The sequence below is a fragment of the Streptomyces sp. NPDC058663 genome, from assembly GCF_042716745.1.
Taxonomy (GTDB): domain Bacteria; phylum Actinomycetota; class Actinomycetes; order Streptomycetales; family Streptomycetaceae; genus Streptomyces.
Genome location: NZ_JBHXRV010000023.1, coordinates 2333 through 16268 on the forward strand (window position 1 = coordinate 2333; position 13936 = coordinate 16268).

12 protein-coding genes are annotated in these 13936 nt (G+C 72.7%); 5 read left to right on the plus strand and 7 right to left on the minus strand.

Features of this window, described 5'->3' with window-relative positions; genetic code table 11:
• Positions 1-126: 126 nt before the first annotated feature.
• The 3 genes from ACFWVV_RS18320 to ACFWVV_RS18330 are packed head-to-tail and all read right to left on the minus strand — an operon-like array spanning position 127 to position 3771.
• Positions 127-741: a TetR/AcrR family transcriptional regulator gene (locus ACFWVV_RS18320; protein ID WP_384346838.1), complete on the minus strand. Its 615-nt coding sequence runs from the start codon at positions 739-741 to the stop codon at positions 127-129.
• Positions 742-752: 11 nt separating this feature from the next.
• Complete coding sequence (locus ACFWVV_RS18325) at positions 753-2897, minus strand: YhgE/Pip family protein (RefSeq protein WP_384346841.1); 2145 nt, start codon at positions 2895-2897, stop codon at positions 753-755.
• A complete protein-coding gene (locus ACFWVV_RS18330; protein ID WP_384346844.1) occupies positions 2869-3771 on the minus strand; it encodes an ATP-binding cassette domain-containing protein in 903 nt (300 codons plus the stop codon). Before ACFWVV_RS18330 ends, ACFWVV_RS18325 begins: the two co-directional genes overlap by 29 nt.
• A 154-nt stretch (positions 3772-3925) precedes the next feature.
• On the opposite strand from ACFWVV_RS18330, the gene ACFWVV_RS18335 reads away from it, so the two are divergent.
• The 3 genes from ACFWVV_RS18335 (at position 3926) to ACFWVV_RS18345 (ending at position 6167) form a co-directional block, all read left to right on the plus strand.
• The gene (locus ACFWVV_RS18335) at positions 3926-4459 is read left to right on the plus strand and encodes an SAV_6107 family HEPN domain-containing protein (protein WP_384346847.1); all 534 of its coding nucleotides are present in this window, start codon (positions 3926-3928) and stop codon (positions 4457-4459) included.
• An 85-nt stretch (positions 4460-4544) separates the two neighbouring features.
• The gene (locus tag ACFWVV_RS18340) at positions 4545-5318 is read left to right on the plus strand and encodes a class I SAM-dependent methyltransferase (protein ID WP_384346850.1); all 774 of its coding nucleotides are present in this window, start codon (positions 4545-4547) and stop codon (positions 5316-5318) included.
• Positions 5319-5771: 453 nt separating this feature from the next.
• On the plus strand, positions 5772-6167 hold the full coding sequence (locus ACFWVV_RS18345; protein WP_384346853.1) for a DUF3040 domain-containing protein: 396 nt from the start codon (positions 5772-5774) through the stop codon (positions 6165-6167).
• Between the two features lie 286 nt (positions 6168-6453).
• On the opposite strand, the gene ACFWVV_RS18350 is transcribed toward ACFWVV_RS18345, so the two are convergent.
• The 4 genes from ACFWVV_RS18350 to ACFWVV_RS18365 all read right to left on the minus strand — a co-directional run bounded on the left by ACFWVV_RS18350 (position 6454) and on the right by ACFWVV_RS18365 (position 12035).
• On the minus strand, positions 6454-8865 hold the full coding sequence (locus tag ACFWVV_RS18350) for a DUF3488 and DUF4129 domain-containing transglutaminase family protein (RefSeq protein WP_384346856.1): 2412 nt from the start codon (positions 8863-8865) through the stop codon (positions 6454-6456).
• Positions 8862-10253, minus strand: a complete 1392-nt coding sequence (locus ACFWVV_RS18355; RefSeq protein ID WP_384346860.1) for a DUF58 domain-containing protein — start codon at positions 10251-10253, stop codon at positions 8862-8864. Before ACFWVV_RS18355 ends, ACFWVV_RS18350 begins: the two co-directional genes overlap by 4 nt.
• Positions 10253-11266 (minus strand): AAA family ATPase, encoded by a 1014-nt coding sequence (locus ACFWVV_RS18360; protein WP_384346862.1) that lies wholly within the window; start codon positions 11264-11266, stop codon positions 10253-10255. The genes ACFWVV_RS18355 and ACFWVV_RS18360 overlap by 1 nt, the downstream gene beginning before the upstream one ends.
• Positions 11267-11483: 217 nt before the next feature.
• A complete protein-coding gene (locus ACFWVV_RS18365; protein ID WP_384346865.1) occupies positions 11484-12035 on the minus strand; it encodes a beta-class carbonic anhydrase in 552 nt (183 codons plus the stop codon).
• Between the two features lie 373 nt (positions 12036-12408).
• Here ACFWVV_RS18365 and rsmH point away from each other — a divergent pair, with 373 nt between their 5' ends.
• Entirely contained in the window at positions 12409-13368 is a 960-nt protein-coding gene (gene rsmH / locus ACFWVV_RS18370; RefSeq protein WP_384346868.1) for a 16S rRNA (cytosine(1402)-N(4))-methyltransferase RsmH, read from the plus strand.
• Positions 13365-13934 carry a septum formation initiator family protein gene (locus tag ACFWVV_RS18375; protein ID WP_384346871.1) on the plus strand — a complete coding sequence of 190 codons (570 nt, stop codon included), beginning with the start codon at positions 13365-13367 and terminating at the stop codon, positions 13932-13934. The genes rsmH and ACFWVV_RS18375 overlap by 4 nt, the downstream gene beginning before the upstream one ends.
• Positions 13935-13936: the final 2 nt, after the last annotated feature.

Consider the following 13936-nt stretch of genomic DNA (forward strand, 5'->3'; position numbering starts at 1 on the left):
AGAGGGGCACACCCCCGGAACCGTCCCGAGGGGCACACCCCCGGAACCGTCCCGAGGGGCACACCCCCGGAACCGTCCCGAGGGGCACACCCCCGGAACCGTCCCGAGGGGCACACCCCCGGGCGCTCAGCGCGAGTCGCCGCCCACCCGTCCGTGCAGCAGCCGCGACAGCGCCGAATGGACGTCGTCCAGCGAGCGCTCGCTCTGGAACGCCTGCCAGTCCAGCGCCGCCACCAGCACCATCCCGACCAGCGCGGCCGCGGTCAGCGGGATGTCGATCTCCTCGCTCAGCTCGCCGTCGGCGACGCCCTCCGCGAGGACCGTCTCGACGACGGCGACCGCCTGCTGACGCACGACCAGCAGCGTCGACTGCCAGGCCCTGTTGGTGCGCCACAGCTCGGCGACGTACAGCTGGGTGAAGGCCGGATAGCGGTGGATGAACTCCAGGCCCGCCCTGATCATCGCGTCGAGCGACTCGACCTTGGTGCCGCCCCGGACCCGGGTGGCGTCGGCAGCCTCCTGGAGGGAGGCGGTGAGCAGGCCGACGCCGTAGCGCAGCAGCTCTTCGAAGAGCTCGCTCTTGCTCTTGAAGTTGTAGTACACGGTGCCCTTGGCGACGCCGGCCCGCTCGGCGATCTCCTCCACGGTGGTGGAGGAGAAACCCTGCTCCGCGATGAGGGTTACGGCCGCCTCGTAGAGCTTCTGCCGGGTGTTGCGGCGACGCGTGCTGCTGCTGTCCATGGCGTTGATTCTCACAGGCTGAGTTCGGGGTGCAGTCTGTCCAGCGTCCAGACCTGCTTGCGGTGTGCGGACAGTGCGGTGAGCGCGAGCGCCCCCGCGGTGAAGGCGGCCAGCACGACACTGCCCGTCCAGACCGGTTCGAGGCCGCCGCCCGAGATCAGCCGGCGCAGCCCCTCGACGACGTACGTCATGGGCAGGAAGGGATGGATCGCGTTGAAGAACGCCGGCGAGGTCTGCACCGGGTACGTGCCGCCCGCGGACGTCAGCTGGAGCATCAGCACCGCCAGCACCAGGATCCGGCCCGCCGCGCCGAAGCGGGCGTTGAGCCACTGCACGATGGCCGAGAAGCAACCGGTCACCAGAGCCAGGAAGCCCAGCGTCCCGGCGGTGCGGGACATCTCCAGGCCGAGCCCCCAGTGCAGCACCGACATCAGCGCTGCGACCTGGGCGCAGCCGAGGGCCGCCACCGGCAGCCAGCCCGCGAACGCGATCCGCCAGGCGGACGCCCCGGCGGCCAGGGCCCGCCGGTTGAGCGGCTGGATCAGCATGTACGCCACCATCGCGCCGACCCACAGGGACAGCGGGATGAAGTACGGCGCGAAACCGGTGCCGTAGTTGGGTGCCTTGTGCATCGACTGCGAGGCCAGCTTGACCGGGTCGGACATCACGTCGGTGCGCTTGTCGCGGGAGTCCTTGTCGTAGTCCGGGATCTTCCCCACGCCGTCGTGCAGCCCGCCGGCCAGCTTGCCGCTGCCGTCGGCGAGCTTGAACAGGCCGCCGTCCAGGTCGTGGGCACCGGTCTTCAGCTTGCCGACGCCCTGGTCGAGATCGGTGGCGCCGGTACGGGCGGAGCCAAGACCGGAGTGCAGCTTGGCCGCGCCCTGGGAGACCTTCTGGGCACCCGCGTTGAGCGCGTTGACCTTGGCGACGGCCGACTTGAGGTCGCTGTCCAGGTGCGGGGCGCTGCGGACCAGGTCCTGCGACTTCGTCTGGATGTCCTTGAGTCGCGTGTCCAGGACGGCCAGGTCGCTGTTGCTGTCCTGGACCATCGCGTTGACGTCCGCGGAGATCTTCGCGGCGTTCCCGGCGGCCGTCACGCCCTTCTTCAGGGTGGGGCAGACGCGGGCCCTGGCCGCGGCGTCCGCGGCGGCGGTGTCGGCGGTGGCGCCGGCATCGGGCTTGTTCTGACCCTGGCCCTGGCCCTGGCAGAACTCCTGGTTCAGGGCGGTCAGTTCGTCGGCGGCCTTGCGGGAGCCCGCCGCGGCCCCCGGGGCGTGCTTCACCAGGGTGGTCAGATGATCACGGGCCGCCTTCGAGCCGTCCGCGACCAACTGCGCGGACCGGGCGATCGACTTGCCGTCGTTCTGGAGGTACGGACCCATCCGGCCCGCGATGGCGTTGACCTTCTGCGACAGCTCCTTGGTGCCGTCGGCGACCTTCTTGGAACCGGACGCGAGGTCCGCCGCTCCCGTGTCGAGCTTCTTGATCCCGCCCGACAGGTCCCCGCTGCCCTTCTTGGCGTCCTTCAGCCCGTCGGCGAGGTCCTTGGAGCCCTGCTTCGCCTTCCCGATGCCGCCCTTGAGGTCCTGGGCGCCCTTGGCGGCCTTCTCGGTCGCGTCGTGGATGTCGGAGAACGAGATGAAGATCTTGTCGAGGAAGCCGCGCGAGGCGTTCGTGGACGCCGCCCTGCGCACCTCGGAGAACACCGACCGGGAGATCTGTCCGACGATGTAGTTGTTCGAGTCGTTGGTGGCGACCTGGAGGGCGCCGGTCTCCGGGGAATCCCCGGAACTGGAGGCGATCCGCTTGCTGAAGTCGGAGGGCATGGTCAGCGACAGGTAGTACGAGCCGTTCTCAACGCCGTCCTTGGCGTCCTTCGCGCTCACCTCCTGCCAGTCGAAGACCTTGCTGTCGAGCAGCTTGCCGGTGATCTCGTCACCCGCGGTGATCTTCTTGCCCGCGGCGGTCGCGCCCCGGTCCTCGTTGACGAGTGCCACCGGGATCTTGTCGAGCCGCCCGTACGGGTCCCAGAAGGACCACAGGTACAGGGCGCCGTACAGCAACGGCAGCAGCAACAGCGCCACCAGTGCGGCACGCGGCAGCTTGCCCCTGCCGAACCGCTTGAGTTCAAGAGCGGCCAGTTTCGGCGAGCGCATCGGCCGCCCCCTCCTCGGTCGTGTCCTTCTTCAGGTCGTGCTTCGTGTCCTGTGCGGGCTTCGCTTCGTGCTTCGTGTCCTGTGCGGGCTTCACGTCGTGCTCCACGTCCTGTGCGGGCCGCACGTCGTGCTCCACCTCCTGGGCGGGCTCCTCGCGTACGTCGCCCACGCGGACCCGCAGCGCGTCCTCGGGCGGCTCGCTGCACACCGCGAGAACGGTCGTGCCGGAGTCCGCCACCGACCGCAGCAACTCCCACGCCTGCTCGCGCTCGGCATCGGACAGCTTGAGGTCCGCGTCGTCCACGGCCAGCAGCCGCGGCCCGCACATCAGCGCGAGGCCCAGCGACAGCCGCAGTCCCTCCAGCCGCTCCAGATCCCGCACGGACGTCCGCTCACCCTTGGGCAGCGAGGCCAGGTCGAGACCCACTGCCGCCATCGCGGCGTCGATCCGCGCCCGGGCCGCCGCCCGGCGCACGGAGGGCCGTTGCAGCAGGGAGCGCAGCGAACCGTCGAACCGGCGCTGCAACAGGGCGCGTTCGCGCAGGTGCTCGGCCACCGTGTAGGCCGGGTCGAGGTCGTTGACGCCGGCCACCGGGCCCAGCGCGCTGATCCGGCGCACCGCCGCCAGCTTCTTGGGCAGCCGCAGGCCGCCCACTTCGGCATGCCCCTCGGTGGCGCGCATCCTGCCGGTCAGGGCGAGCAGGAGGCAGGTGCGGCCGGACCCCGAAGGGCCCTCGATCGCGACGAACGACCCGGCCGGGGCGGTGAGTTCCACACCCCGGAAGGCCCAGCCGCGCGGGCCCTTGAGACCGAAGTCCACCGCGGTCAACGTGGCCCCCTCGGTCGTTGCTGTCCCCGTGTGCGGGCTGTCCACGCACCCTCCCCACTTTTGAACTGACCGGTCAGTTCAAAAGTATGCCTTGCGGCCCCTTGGGTAAAAGCCCAGCTCAGGGGCAATTGTCAGTGGTGTCCCTCACAGTGGGCACATACGGCCACAGCGCCGTTACCCGACGATCAGGAGGTTCGTCATGACTCGCGCTGGTGTCCACGCAGATGTCCACCCGGTGCAGCGCCGCTCCTCGGCGCCGCCCGCCGCCCTCGACCTGCTCGCCCAGGCCCGCGCCGGCCTGGAGGAGGCCGCCGTCACCGAGGCCGCCAACGAGCGGTACGCCACCGCCCACTTGGCCGCGCTGCGCACCGCCGCAGCCGTGCTCGCCGCCCGCGGTCGCCCCGAATCCACCCCGCGCCGCAGGCAGCGCATACGCAGCGCCTGGGAGGTGTTGCCGGAGACCGCGCCCGAACTGGCCGAGTGGAGCGCCCTGTTCGCCGCCGGGGCCGAGCGCAGGGCCCGTGCCGAAGCGGGGATACGGGGCGCCGCCGGTACCCGGGACGCCGACGACCTGGTGCGCGACGCGGAGATGTTCCTCCGTCTCGTCGAGCGGATGCTCGTGCCGCAGCCCGTACTGCCGAAGGCGCGCGACGAGGACACCGCGGCAGGGCCCGCACGGCCGGGATCCCCGCCGCCGCGGGCCGCCGGTCCCGGCCCCGCGCAGGCGGGATGACCTGGGCGGGGCCGGGGGCCATTAGGCTGGGCGGAGCCTTGTCAGCGGGCCCCCGGCCCGCACCGTTCACCGAGGAGTCAATGCCGTGTCGGAACCGATGCGCCCCCGCGCCTCCCTTCGTACCGCCGTGGTCCGGGAGGTCCTTGAGGACGCCCTCGACCGCCGTGCGCAGGAGACCGGCCGCGACACCCTGGACATCCTCGACACCGGAGGCGGCACCGGGAACTTCGCGGTGCCGGTCGCCGAGCTGGGCCACCGGGTCACCGTGGTCGACCCCAGCCCCAACGCCCTCTTCGCGCTGGAGCGCCGGGCCGCCGAGGCCGGGGTCGCCGACCGGGTCAGCGGAGTGCAGGGCGACGCACTTGGCCTCTTCGACGTGGTCGAGCGCGAGGGGTACGACGCGGTGCTCTGCCACGGCGTCCTGGAGTACGTCGACGACCCGGCCGAGGGACTGCGCAACGTGGTGGCGGCCCTGCGCCCGGCCGGCACCCTCAGCCTGCTCGCGGCAGGAAGCGGCGGCGCCGTCCTCGCCCGCGCCCTGGCCGGCCACTTCAACGAGGCCCGCCAGGCGCTCACCGACCCGGCGGGCCGCTGGGGCGAGGGCGACCCCGTGCCCCGCCGCTTCACCGCCGAGCAGCTGGGCGCGCTGGCGGACGGTGCGGGCGTCGAGGTCGGCGCCGTGCACGGCGTCCGGGTCTTCGCCGACCTGGTGCCCGGCGTCCTGGTCGACACCGAGCCCGGCGCCATGGAGGCACTGCTGAAGCTGGAGGCCGCGGCCGCCGAGCTCGCCGCGTTCCACGCCGTGGCCACCCAGCTGCACGTACTGGGCCGCAAGCGGACTTCCGGCACGGACCGCTAGCGCGCCCTCCGGTACGGACCGGGCTGCGTGCCTTGGGCACGGACCGGCGGCGCGACTCCCGTACGGACCGGTTGCCCGACTCCGGTACGGGCCGGCGGCGGGCCCTTGCCCTGTCCGCCATCCCCCGTGCGCCCCCGCCAGCCGTCCGGAGCAATGGCCCCGGACCGGCACGGGAACGGCTCCACGGCGGCTGATCAGGGGCGGGAGCGGGTAGGTGGGGGGTACGGAGTCCGCCGCAGGCCCCCCGATCAGCCTCCGGGCCCCGTATGATCGGAGTACACCGTCGGCATGACGGGTCGGCCGTTGGGGAATGCACGCTTCAACTGCCAAGCCGGCACGGCGGCCCGGATTGGCGAATTGGCGTAGAGGGCGGGTTTCACGGGGGCGATTCCCTGCCTATTCTGAAAGGGCCGCATCCGGTCGCCCCCCGCGACCGACGAGTAGGAGGACTCCGTGCCGCTCTCGGAGCACGAGCAGCGAATGCTCGAGCAAATGGAGCGAGCGCTGTACGCCGAAGATCCCAAATTCGCGACAGCGCTTGAGGGAAGCGGGCTGCGTACGTACACCCGGCGACGGGTCTACCAGGCGGTCGCAGGCTTCCTTGTGGGTATCGCGCTCCTCATGGCCGGCATGGTCGCCCAGGAAATCTGGGTGAGTGTGGTCGGCTTCCTTGTCATGCTCGGTTGTGCCGTCCTCGCGGTCACCGGATGGCGCAAGGCTCCCAAACCGGGCGAGCAGCCCGTTCCTGGCATGGCGCCCGCGGGCCGCCGACAGCCCAGGCAGCGCCGCTCGGTGATGAACCGGATCGAGCAGCGGTGGCAGCGCCGCCGAGACGAACAGGGCGGCTGACCGGACGGCCGTCGGGCGGGTCGAAGCCCGCCACATACGCATAAGGGGGCGACCACTTTCCGGTGGTCGCCCCCTTGCGTGTACCTCCGCCTTCCTGCTCCCCTCAGCCCCTTCTGGGCGGTGGGGGCCGGGGTGGGGCGGGGCCCAGGTGCTCGGCTCCGCCGGGGGCCGCCCCCTTGCCCGCCCGTCCCGCCCCCGGGGGGCGGCCCCGCCGCCCAAGCGGGCTGGGGAGTGGGGGGGGCGAGGCGGCCCCGCCGCCCAACGGGGCGTGAATGAGCAAGCAGCCCTATCGGCGGGCCAGTCGGCGGGCCGCTCCCGTCGACCAGCGACCCCACACCTCGCTCCACCGTCCCACCAGCGCGGACGCCCGCGCGGAAACCGCCCACATCACCCGCACGGCCGAGCGCGGCAGCAGCAGTGCCCGCAGCTTGGCCCGGCGGCCTGCCGCGTCCCGCAGTCCGGCCCGTACCCGGTGGACGTCGTCCACCAGGCCACCGTTCGCCTGCGGAACCCGGGCGTACAGCACCTGCTCCACCGCCCCGGCCGCCCGGTGCACCGCCTCGGACGACGGCTCGTCCAGCGCACCGAGCCTGACCATCCGGGCGGCCGCTCCGCGCGGCGTCTGCGACTCGTCGGGCCGGATGCCCAGGTCCCACGCCGAGTCGGTGATCTCCCGCCAGGCCGCGAGGGTGCGCTCCGCCGTGTCCGCGGGCGTCCGCCCGCCCGAGCCCAGCCGCCGTGCCCGCACCCGGGTCCGCCACAGCAGCGGCAGCAGCGGCACGGCCAGGAGAAGCAGCACGCCCGCCGCGATGCCCAGGACGAGCCCGGCCGGTGTACCGGGGTCGGCCGGAACGGCCGCGACGCCCTGCTCGTCCCGGCCGCAGTCGCCGAGCCTGCGGTCGGCGGCCGCGCAGCTGTCCGACGGCTTCGGGGCCGCGGACGGCGCCGCCGACGCACCGGTGGTCGGCCCGGCGGAGCCGCCCGGCTCCTCCGAGGGTGCGTCCTGCTGGGTGTACTGGGGAGCGGTGCCCCGGGTCGGGGTCGGCTCGAAGCGGGTCCAGCCCAGCCCCTCGAAGTACAGCTCGGGCCAGGCGTGCGCGTCGCGCAGCCCGACCGACATCGAGCCGTCCGGCTTCGCGGTGCCCGGGGTGAAGCCCACGGCGACCCGTGCCGGGATGCCCAGAGTGCGGGCCATCGCCGCCATCGAGAAGGAGAAATGGACGCAGAAGCCCTCCTTCTGCTGGAGGAAACGAGCGATGGCCTCCGAGCCGGTGCCCGACCTCACCTCGGTGTCGTACGTGAAACCGCCCTCGGAGGCGAACCAGTCCTGGAGCGCGACCGCCCGCTCGTAGTCGTTCGACGCGTCCTTGGTGACCTGGAGCGCGGTCCGCTTCACCACCGGCGGCAGGTTCCCCGGCACCCGGGTGTACTCCTTGCGCAGAGCGGCCGGTGCGGGAGGCGCCGCGGCCAGCTGTGCCTTCGTCGGCGCCACGGCCAGGCTGAGGACGTCGTAGCCCACTCCCTTGGTGGTCTGTCCCCGGTCGCCGACCAGGGTGCGGCCCTCCGGCTCGAACCGCCAGCGCCCGTTGATCTCGACCCGGGTCGCGGGGAAGGGCAGCGGCAGCCAGTTCTGCTCGTACGAACCGGCCGCCTGGATCCTGGTCCTGACCTCGGTGACGGGTACCTCGCGGCTCAGCCCGGCCGGTGCGGGGAGCGGGTCGGGGATGTTACCGATCTTGCGCTCGGACGACTTCCACGCGGTGCCGTCGAACTGGTCCAGGGCCACGATCCGCAGATACATGTCCTGCACCTGCTGTGCCGAGGTGCGGTAGCGCAGCACCTCGCGGTCGACCGGCTGGTTGAGGCTCTCCTGGAGCGAGACCAGGGGGTTCACCGCGGAGATGGTGCCGCCCGAACCGTTGCCGCGCCCGGGTCCGCTGCCGCCGAGCAGACCACCGTTCAGGGTGGGCAGCAGGGCCGGGACCAGCAGGGCGACGCCCAGCGTGAGTGCCCCGATGCGCCGGCCGGTGCGGACCGGGGCGAGCGGTGCGCTCCCGCCGGTCTCCAGCCCGGTCGCGCTCTGCCGCGTCCGGCCCGGCGCCGAACCGCCGAACACCCGGCCCCACTGCGAGAGCCGGTCGCGCCCCTCCGCCAGCAGGAGCAGCAGATAACCGGCGGCCGCCAACAGGAAGAACAGCCAGCTCGCGCCGCCCCCGGACAGGCCCGCGGCCACCGAGTACAGGGCGAGCAGCGGCAGCCCGGCCGGGGCCGCGCTGCGGAAGGTCACCGCGAGGGCGTCCACCGCGATGCCGATCGCGAGGACCCCGCCGACCAGCATCAGCCGGATGCCCTCGGACGCGGGTGCCGGGATCGCGTACCGGTTGACGTCGGCGGCCCCGGAGTTCAGCAGCCTGCTGAACTCCTCGACCGCCTCGGGCCCCGGCAGCACCCCGAGCAGCGCGCGGCCGCCGGCGAACATCAGGGTCAGCAGCATCATGGACACGACCAGCTGCAAGGTGACCGTGAGCGTCCTGGCCAGGGGCACCCGGCGGGCCAGCGCCCCGACCCCGGCCTGCACGGAGACCAGGAGGGCGGCCTGGAGGAACCAGCCGCTCCCCGTCACCAGCGGAATCAGCGCCGCCGCCGCCAGCAGCGTGGCGGCCAGCGCGCAGAGCGTCATCCGACCGCGCCCGCTCATGACCAGCCCCCCGAAATCCCCGACATCCCCGAAGTTCCCGTCTTCATGCTCCTGGTGTCCGCGCCGGCGGCGCGCTGCGCCTCCGCCTGCCGCCACAGATCGGGCAGCGGCCTGCCGGGCGGTACGCAGACCGCCGTCCAGCCGGCGTCGCGCAGCGCCCGCAGCCGCTCCTCGGCCCGCTCGCGCACCGCCACCGCGGCGGCCGGTTCGCAGGTCCACACCTCGCTGTCCGCGACGAACGCGACCGCCGCGCCGGTGCGCCCGCGCATCTGTGCCGCGACCGCCGCCTGGGTGCCGTCGAGGTCGCCGAAGAAGGCGACCAGCAGGCCCTCGTTGCCGCCCCGCAGGACGTCGTACGACGGCGAGAGACCGCCGCCCTCGGAGTGCCCGACCACCGCCAGGGTGTCCATCATCAGCCCGGCCGAGTCCGCCGACTCCTGGGTGGAGCCGGTGAATCCGCCCGCCCCGTCGCCCGGTACCGAGTTGCCGGTGTCGGTCAGCAGCCGTACCGAGAAGCCCCGTTCGAGCATGTGCACCAGCACGGACGCCGCCCCCGAGACCGCCCATTCGAAGGCCGAGTCGGGCCCGGCCCCCGCGTAGGCCTCCCGCCGGGTGTCGAGCAGCACCGTGCAGCGGGCCCGCTGCGGCTGCTCCTCACGGCGCACCATCAGCTCGCCGTAGCGGGCAGTGGAGCGCCAGTGCACCCGGCGCAGGTCGTCGCCGTGCCGGTAACCGCGCGGAATGATGTCGTCCTCGCCGGCCAGCGCGAGCGACCGCAGGCGGCCGTCGCCGTATCCGTTGGCCTCGCCCGTCAGGCGCACCGGAGGCAGTGCCTCCACGCGGGGGATCACCGTCAGGGTGTCGTACGCGCTGAACGAGCGGCTCAGCTCGCACATCCCGAACGGGTCGGTCAGCCGCAGCTGGAGCGGCCCCAGCGGGTACTTCCCGCGCAGGTCGGAGCGCACCCGGTAGGACACCTCGCGGCGGCCGCCCGCCTCCACCCTGTCCAGTACGAAGCGGGGGCGCGGCCCCAGCACGTAGGGCACCCGGTCCTGGAGCATCAGGAGCCCGGTGGGCAGCCGCGAGACGTTGTCCATCCGCAGGTGCACCCTGGCCTCGGAGCCCGCGGGCACCCGTGAGGGGGTCAGCCGGCGGCTGCCTGCGACCCGGTAGCGGGTGCGGTAGAGCACGATCACGCACATCAGCGGCAGCACCGCGAGCAGCACTCCCACCCGCAGCAGATCGCCCTGCCCCAGGACGTACGCGCAGACCGCGGCCGCGAGCCCGGCGGCCAGGAACGACCTGCCGCGCGTGGTCAGACCGGCCAGTGCGGCCCGCACCCCGCCCTCCTTGCTCCCGGGCTCGGCCTCGGGCCCCCCGGCCGGCATCACAGCGGCCGGACGCCGGGCGAACCCTGGTACGGCGGGGCCGGGGTGTTCCCGGTCGGCACCGGGGTCCGCTGGAGGATCTCCAGCACCACCTGCTCGGCGGTCCGCCGGTTGAGCTGGGCCTGCGCGGTGGGCAGCAGCCGGTGCGCGAGCACCGCCACCGCCAGTGCCTGTACGTCGTCGGGCAGCGCGTAGTCCCGGCCGCTGAGCGCGGCGGAGGACTTGGCGGCCCGCAGCAGGTGCAGGGTCGCGCGCGGGGAGGCGCCCAGGCGCAGGTCGGGGTGGTTGCGGGTGGCCCCGACCAGTTCGACGGCGTACCGCCGCACGGCGTCGGCGACGTGCACCGTGCGCACGGCGTCGATCAGCTTGACGATGTCGTGGGCGTGCGCCACCGGCTGGAGGTCGTCCAGCGGGGAGATCCCGCCGTGCACGTCGAGCATCTGGAGCTCCGCCTCGGGCGACGGGTAGCCGATCGAGACGCGCGCCATGAAACGGTCGCGCTGGGCCTCGGGCAGCGGGTAGGTGCCCTCCATCTCGACCGGGTTCTGGGTGGCCACCACCATGAACGGATTGGGCAGCTCGTAGGTCTGCCCGTCGATGGTGACCTGCCGCTCCTCCATGGACTCCAGGAGGGCGGACTGCGTCTTGGGCGAGGCGCGGTTGATCTCGTCGCCGATCACGATCTGCGCGAAGATCGCGCCCGGCTTGAACTCGAAGTCGCGCCGCTGCTGGTCGTAGATCGACACACCGGTGATGTCGGAGGGCAGCAGGTCGGGCGTGAACTGGATGCGCCGCACCGAACAGTCGATGGATCTTGCCAGGGCCTTCGCGAGCATCGTCTTGCCGACGCCCGGCACGTCCTCGATGAGCAGGTGCCCCTCGGCGAGGAGCACGGTCAGCGAAAGCCGTACGACCTCCGGCTTGCCCTCGATCACAGCCTCCACCGACCCGCGGACCCGCTCCGCTGTGGTGGTCAGATCTGCAAGGCTCGCTCGATCGTCATAGGTCGTCACCCCGGCCCTCCTCGGCCCTTTCGGGCCGGCGTCACGACGACGCGAGCGGCCCACCCCTCAACACGGGACGCATCCGGCCGGAAGGTTCCCGGCCGGATGTCTCCCCCGCATTCTTGTTGCCGTTGCCGCTTCGTGTCACTCGCCTGCGGGCAAGTGAATGCGAAATGCCGGAGTTGGTGCTTTTTTGCCCCAGGTCGACACGGTCGGACCGGCTTGGTCAGGCGGGGTCGATCTCCCGCAGCAGACCGGACGTCACGTCGAAGACGAACCCGCGCACGTCCTCGGTGTGCAGCAGGAAGGGCGAGGTACGCACCCGCTGCATCGACTGCCTGACGTCCTGGTCCACGTCCCGGAACGCCTCGACGGCCCAGGAGGGGCGCTGCCCGACCTCGTCCTCGATCTCGTGCCGGAAGTCCTCGGTGAGGGACTCCAGACCGCAGTTGCTGTGGTGGATGAGGATGACGCTGCGGGTGCCCAGCGCCCGCTGGCTGATGGTGAGCGAGCGGATCACGTCGTCGGTCACCACGCCGCCCGCGTTGCGGATGGTGTGGCAGTCGCCGAGCGACAGGCCGAGCGCGTCGTGCAGGTCGAGGCGTGCGTCCATGCAGGCGACGACGGCGACCTGGAGCACCGGCCGGGCGTCCATGCCGGGGTCGGTGAATCCGGCGGCGTACCGCTGGTTGGCCTCGACGAGCCGGTTGATGACCGTGGCCTCGCCGGAGAGGTCCTGGCCCTCGGGGCCTTCGGGAAGGGATACGGAAGTCGACATGACTACGACCGTACTGGTCGGGCCCCGGCCGGTCCTGCTGTGGAAGGGGACAAAGAAGGTCAACGAGTGTTGTTGTGAGCTACTCCACAGGCGTGCGACGGAGGTGCGCGGCTTGCCTCGTACGGGTGAAAAGCCGCCCCGGGGGTCTGTCGCGGGCACGGCACGCGGTGCCCTGCCCGTTGATTGACCGCGAAGGCCGGTGGACTAAAGTGGCGCGAATCCAGTAGTTCCCCCCGCGCGCGGCAGTTACGTACGGCCCGGCCTCCGCCCGCTCGTCGGTCGGCCCCTGCGGCCGGCTCCCCTTCCCGAGCGGGTGGGGACCGGGCCGTACGTACGTCGCAACGACCCGCGCGCACCTGCTTCGAGAGGGCGCATGAGCCAGACCCGACACGTCCCGGTGATGCTCCAGCGATGCCTGGACATGTTGGCCCCGGCCATCTCCGAGCCGGGGGCGGTCGTCGTCGACTGCACCCTGGGGCTCGGCGGTCACAGCGAGGCCCTGCTCACCCAGTTCCCCGGCGTACGCCTGATCGGCCTGGACCGCGACAAGGAGGCCCTGCGGCTCTCCGGCGAGCGGCTCGCCCCCTTCGGCGACCGGGCCACCCTGGTGCACGCCGTCTACGACGAGCTGCCCGAGGTGCTCCGGCGGCTCGGCGTGCCGCGCGTCCAGGGCGTCCTGTTCGACCTCGGGGTCTCCTCCATGCAGCTCGACGAGGCCGACCGCGGCTTCGCGTACGCCCAGGACGCCCCGCTCGACATGCGCATGGACCAGAGCGCCGGCGTCAGCGCCGCCGACGTCCTCAACACCTACGCTCCGGGCGAACTGGTGCGCATTCTGCGCCAGTACGGCGAGGAGAAGCAGGCCAAGCGGATCGTCTCGGCGATCGTGCGCGAGCGCGAGAAGGAACCCTTCAGCAACAGCGCCCGCCTGGTCGAGCTGATCCGTGACGCGCTCCCGCAGGCCGCCAAGCGCACCGGCGGCAACCCCTCCAAGCGGACCTTCCAGGCACTGCGCATCGAGGTCAACGGCGAACTCGACAGCGTGGAGGCCGCCATCCCGGCCGCGGTCCGGGCCGTCTCCGTCGGCGGCCGGGTCGTCGTCATGTCGTACCAGTCGCTGGAGGACCGCATCGTCAAGCAGGTCTTCGCGGCGGGCGCGGCCAACACCGCACCGCCGGGACTGCCGGTGGTCCCCGAGCGCTACCAGCCGCGCCTCAAGCTGCTGACCCGCGGCGCCGAACTGCCCACCGAGGAAGAGGTCGCCGAGAACCGCCGGGCCGCACCCGCCCGGCTGCGCGGCGCCCAGCGCATCCGGGAGGACGAAGCCGAGTGACGAAGCCGGCGGAGCAGGTGCGGGGGAGGGCGGCACGGCTGTCCCAGTTGTTGCCGCCTGGCCCGGGCCAGGCGGCCCGCACCCCCTTCGTGCTGCTGGTGGTGGTGCTCCTGGGCGGCGGGCTGATCTGCCTGCTGATGCTGAACTCGGCGCTCAACGAGGGCTCGTTCCGGCTGAACGACCTCAAGAAGCAGACCACCGAGCTCACCGACGAGGAGCAGCAGCTCCAGCGCGACGTCGACGACCGCTCCGCCCCCGGAGCCCTGGAGCGCAGGGCCCGCGAGCTCGGCATGGTCCCCGGCGGCTCACCGGCCTTCCTCGACCCCGACGGCACGGTCCGCGGCACCCCCACGGAAGCCACCGCGCCGCCGGAGCCCGCCCCCGGCCCCGTACAGCAGCAGGCCCCCGCCGCACCACCGGCTCCGCTCAGCGCCTCCACTCCCGCACCACCGGCCCCGCTCGCCGCCGCCACCCCCGCGGGCTCCCCGGCTCCGCGCACCACCGCCACTCCTCCGCCCGCGCAGCCGTCCACGACGTCTGGGCCCCCGACGACCTCCGGCAGGTGACG

Bases quoted from the DNA above. Each gene is read 5' to 3' on its own strand.
- ACFWVV_RS18320 (WP_384346838.1), bottom strand. From the start codon at position 741: ATGGACAGCAGCAGCACGCGTCGCCGCAACACCCGGCAGAAGCTCTAC.
- ACFWVV_RS18325 (WP_384346841.1), bottom strand. From the start codon at position 2,897: ATGCGCTCGCCGAAACTGGCCGCTCTTGAACTCAAGCGGTTCGGCAGG.
- ACFWVV_RS18335 (WP_384346847.1), top strand. From the start codon at position 3,926: ATGACTCGCGCTGGTGTCCACGCAGATGTCCACCCGGTGCAGCGCCGC.
- ACFWVV_RS18350 (WP_384346856.1), bottom strand. From the start codon at position 8,865: ATGAGCGGGCGCGGTCGGATGACGCTCTGCGCGCTGGCCGCCACGCTG.
- ACFWVV_RS18355 (WP_384346860.1), bottom strand. From the start codon at position 10,253: ATGCCGGCCGGGGGGCCCGAGGCCGAGCCCGGGAGCAAGGAGGGCGGG.
- ACFWVV_RS18365 (WP_384346865.1), bottom strand. From the start codon at position 12,035: ATGTCGACTTCCGTATCCCTTCCCGAAGGCCCCGAGGGCCAGGACCTC.
- rsmH (WP_384346868.1), top strand. From the start codon at position 12,409: ATGAGCCAGACCCGACACGTCCCGGTGATGCTCCAGCGATGCCTGGAC.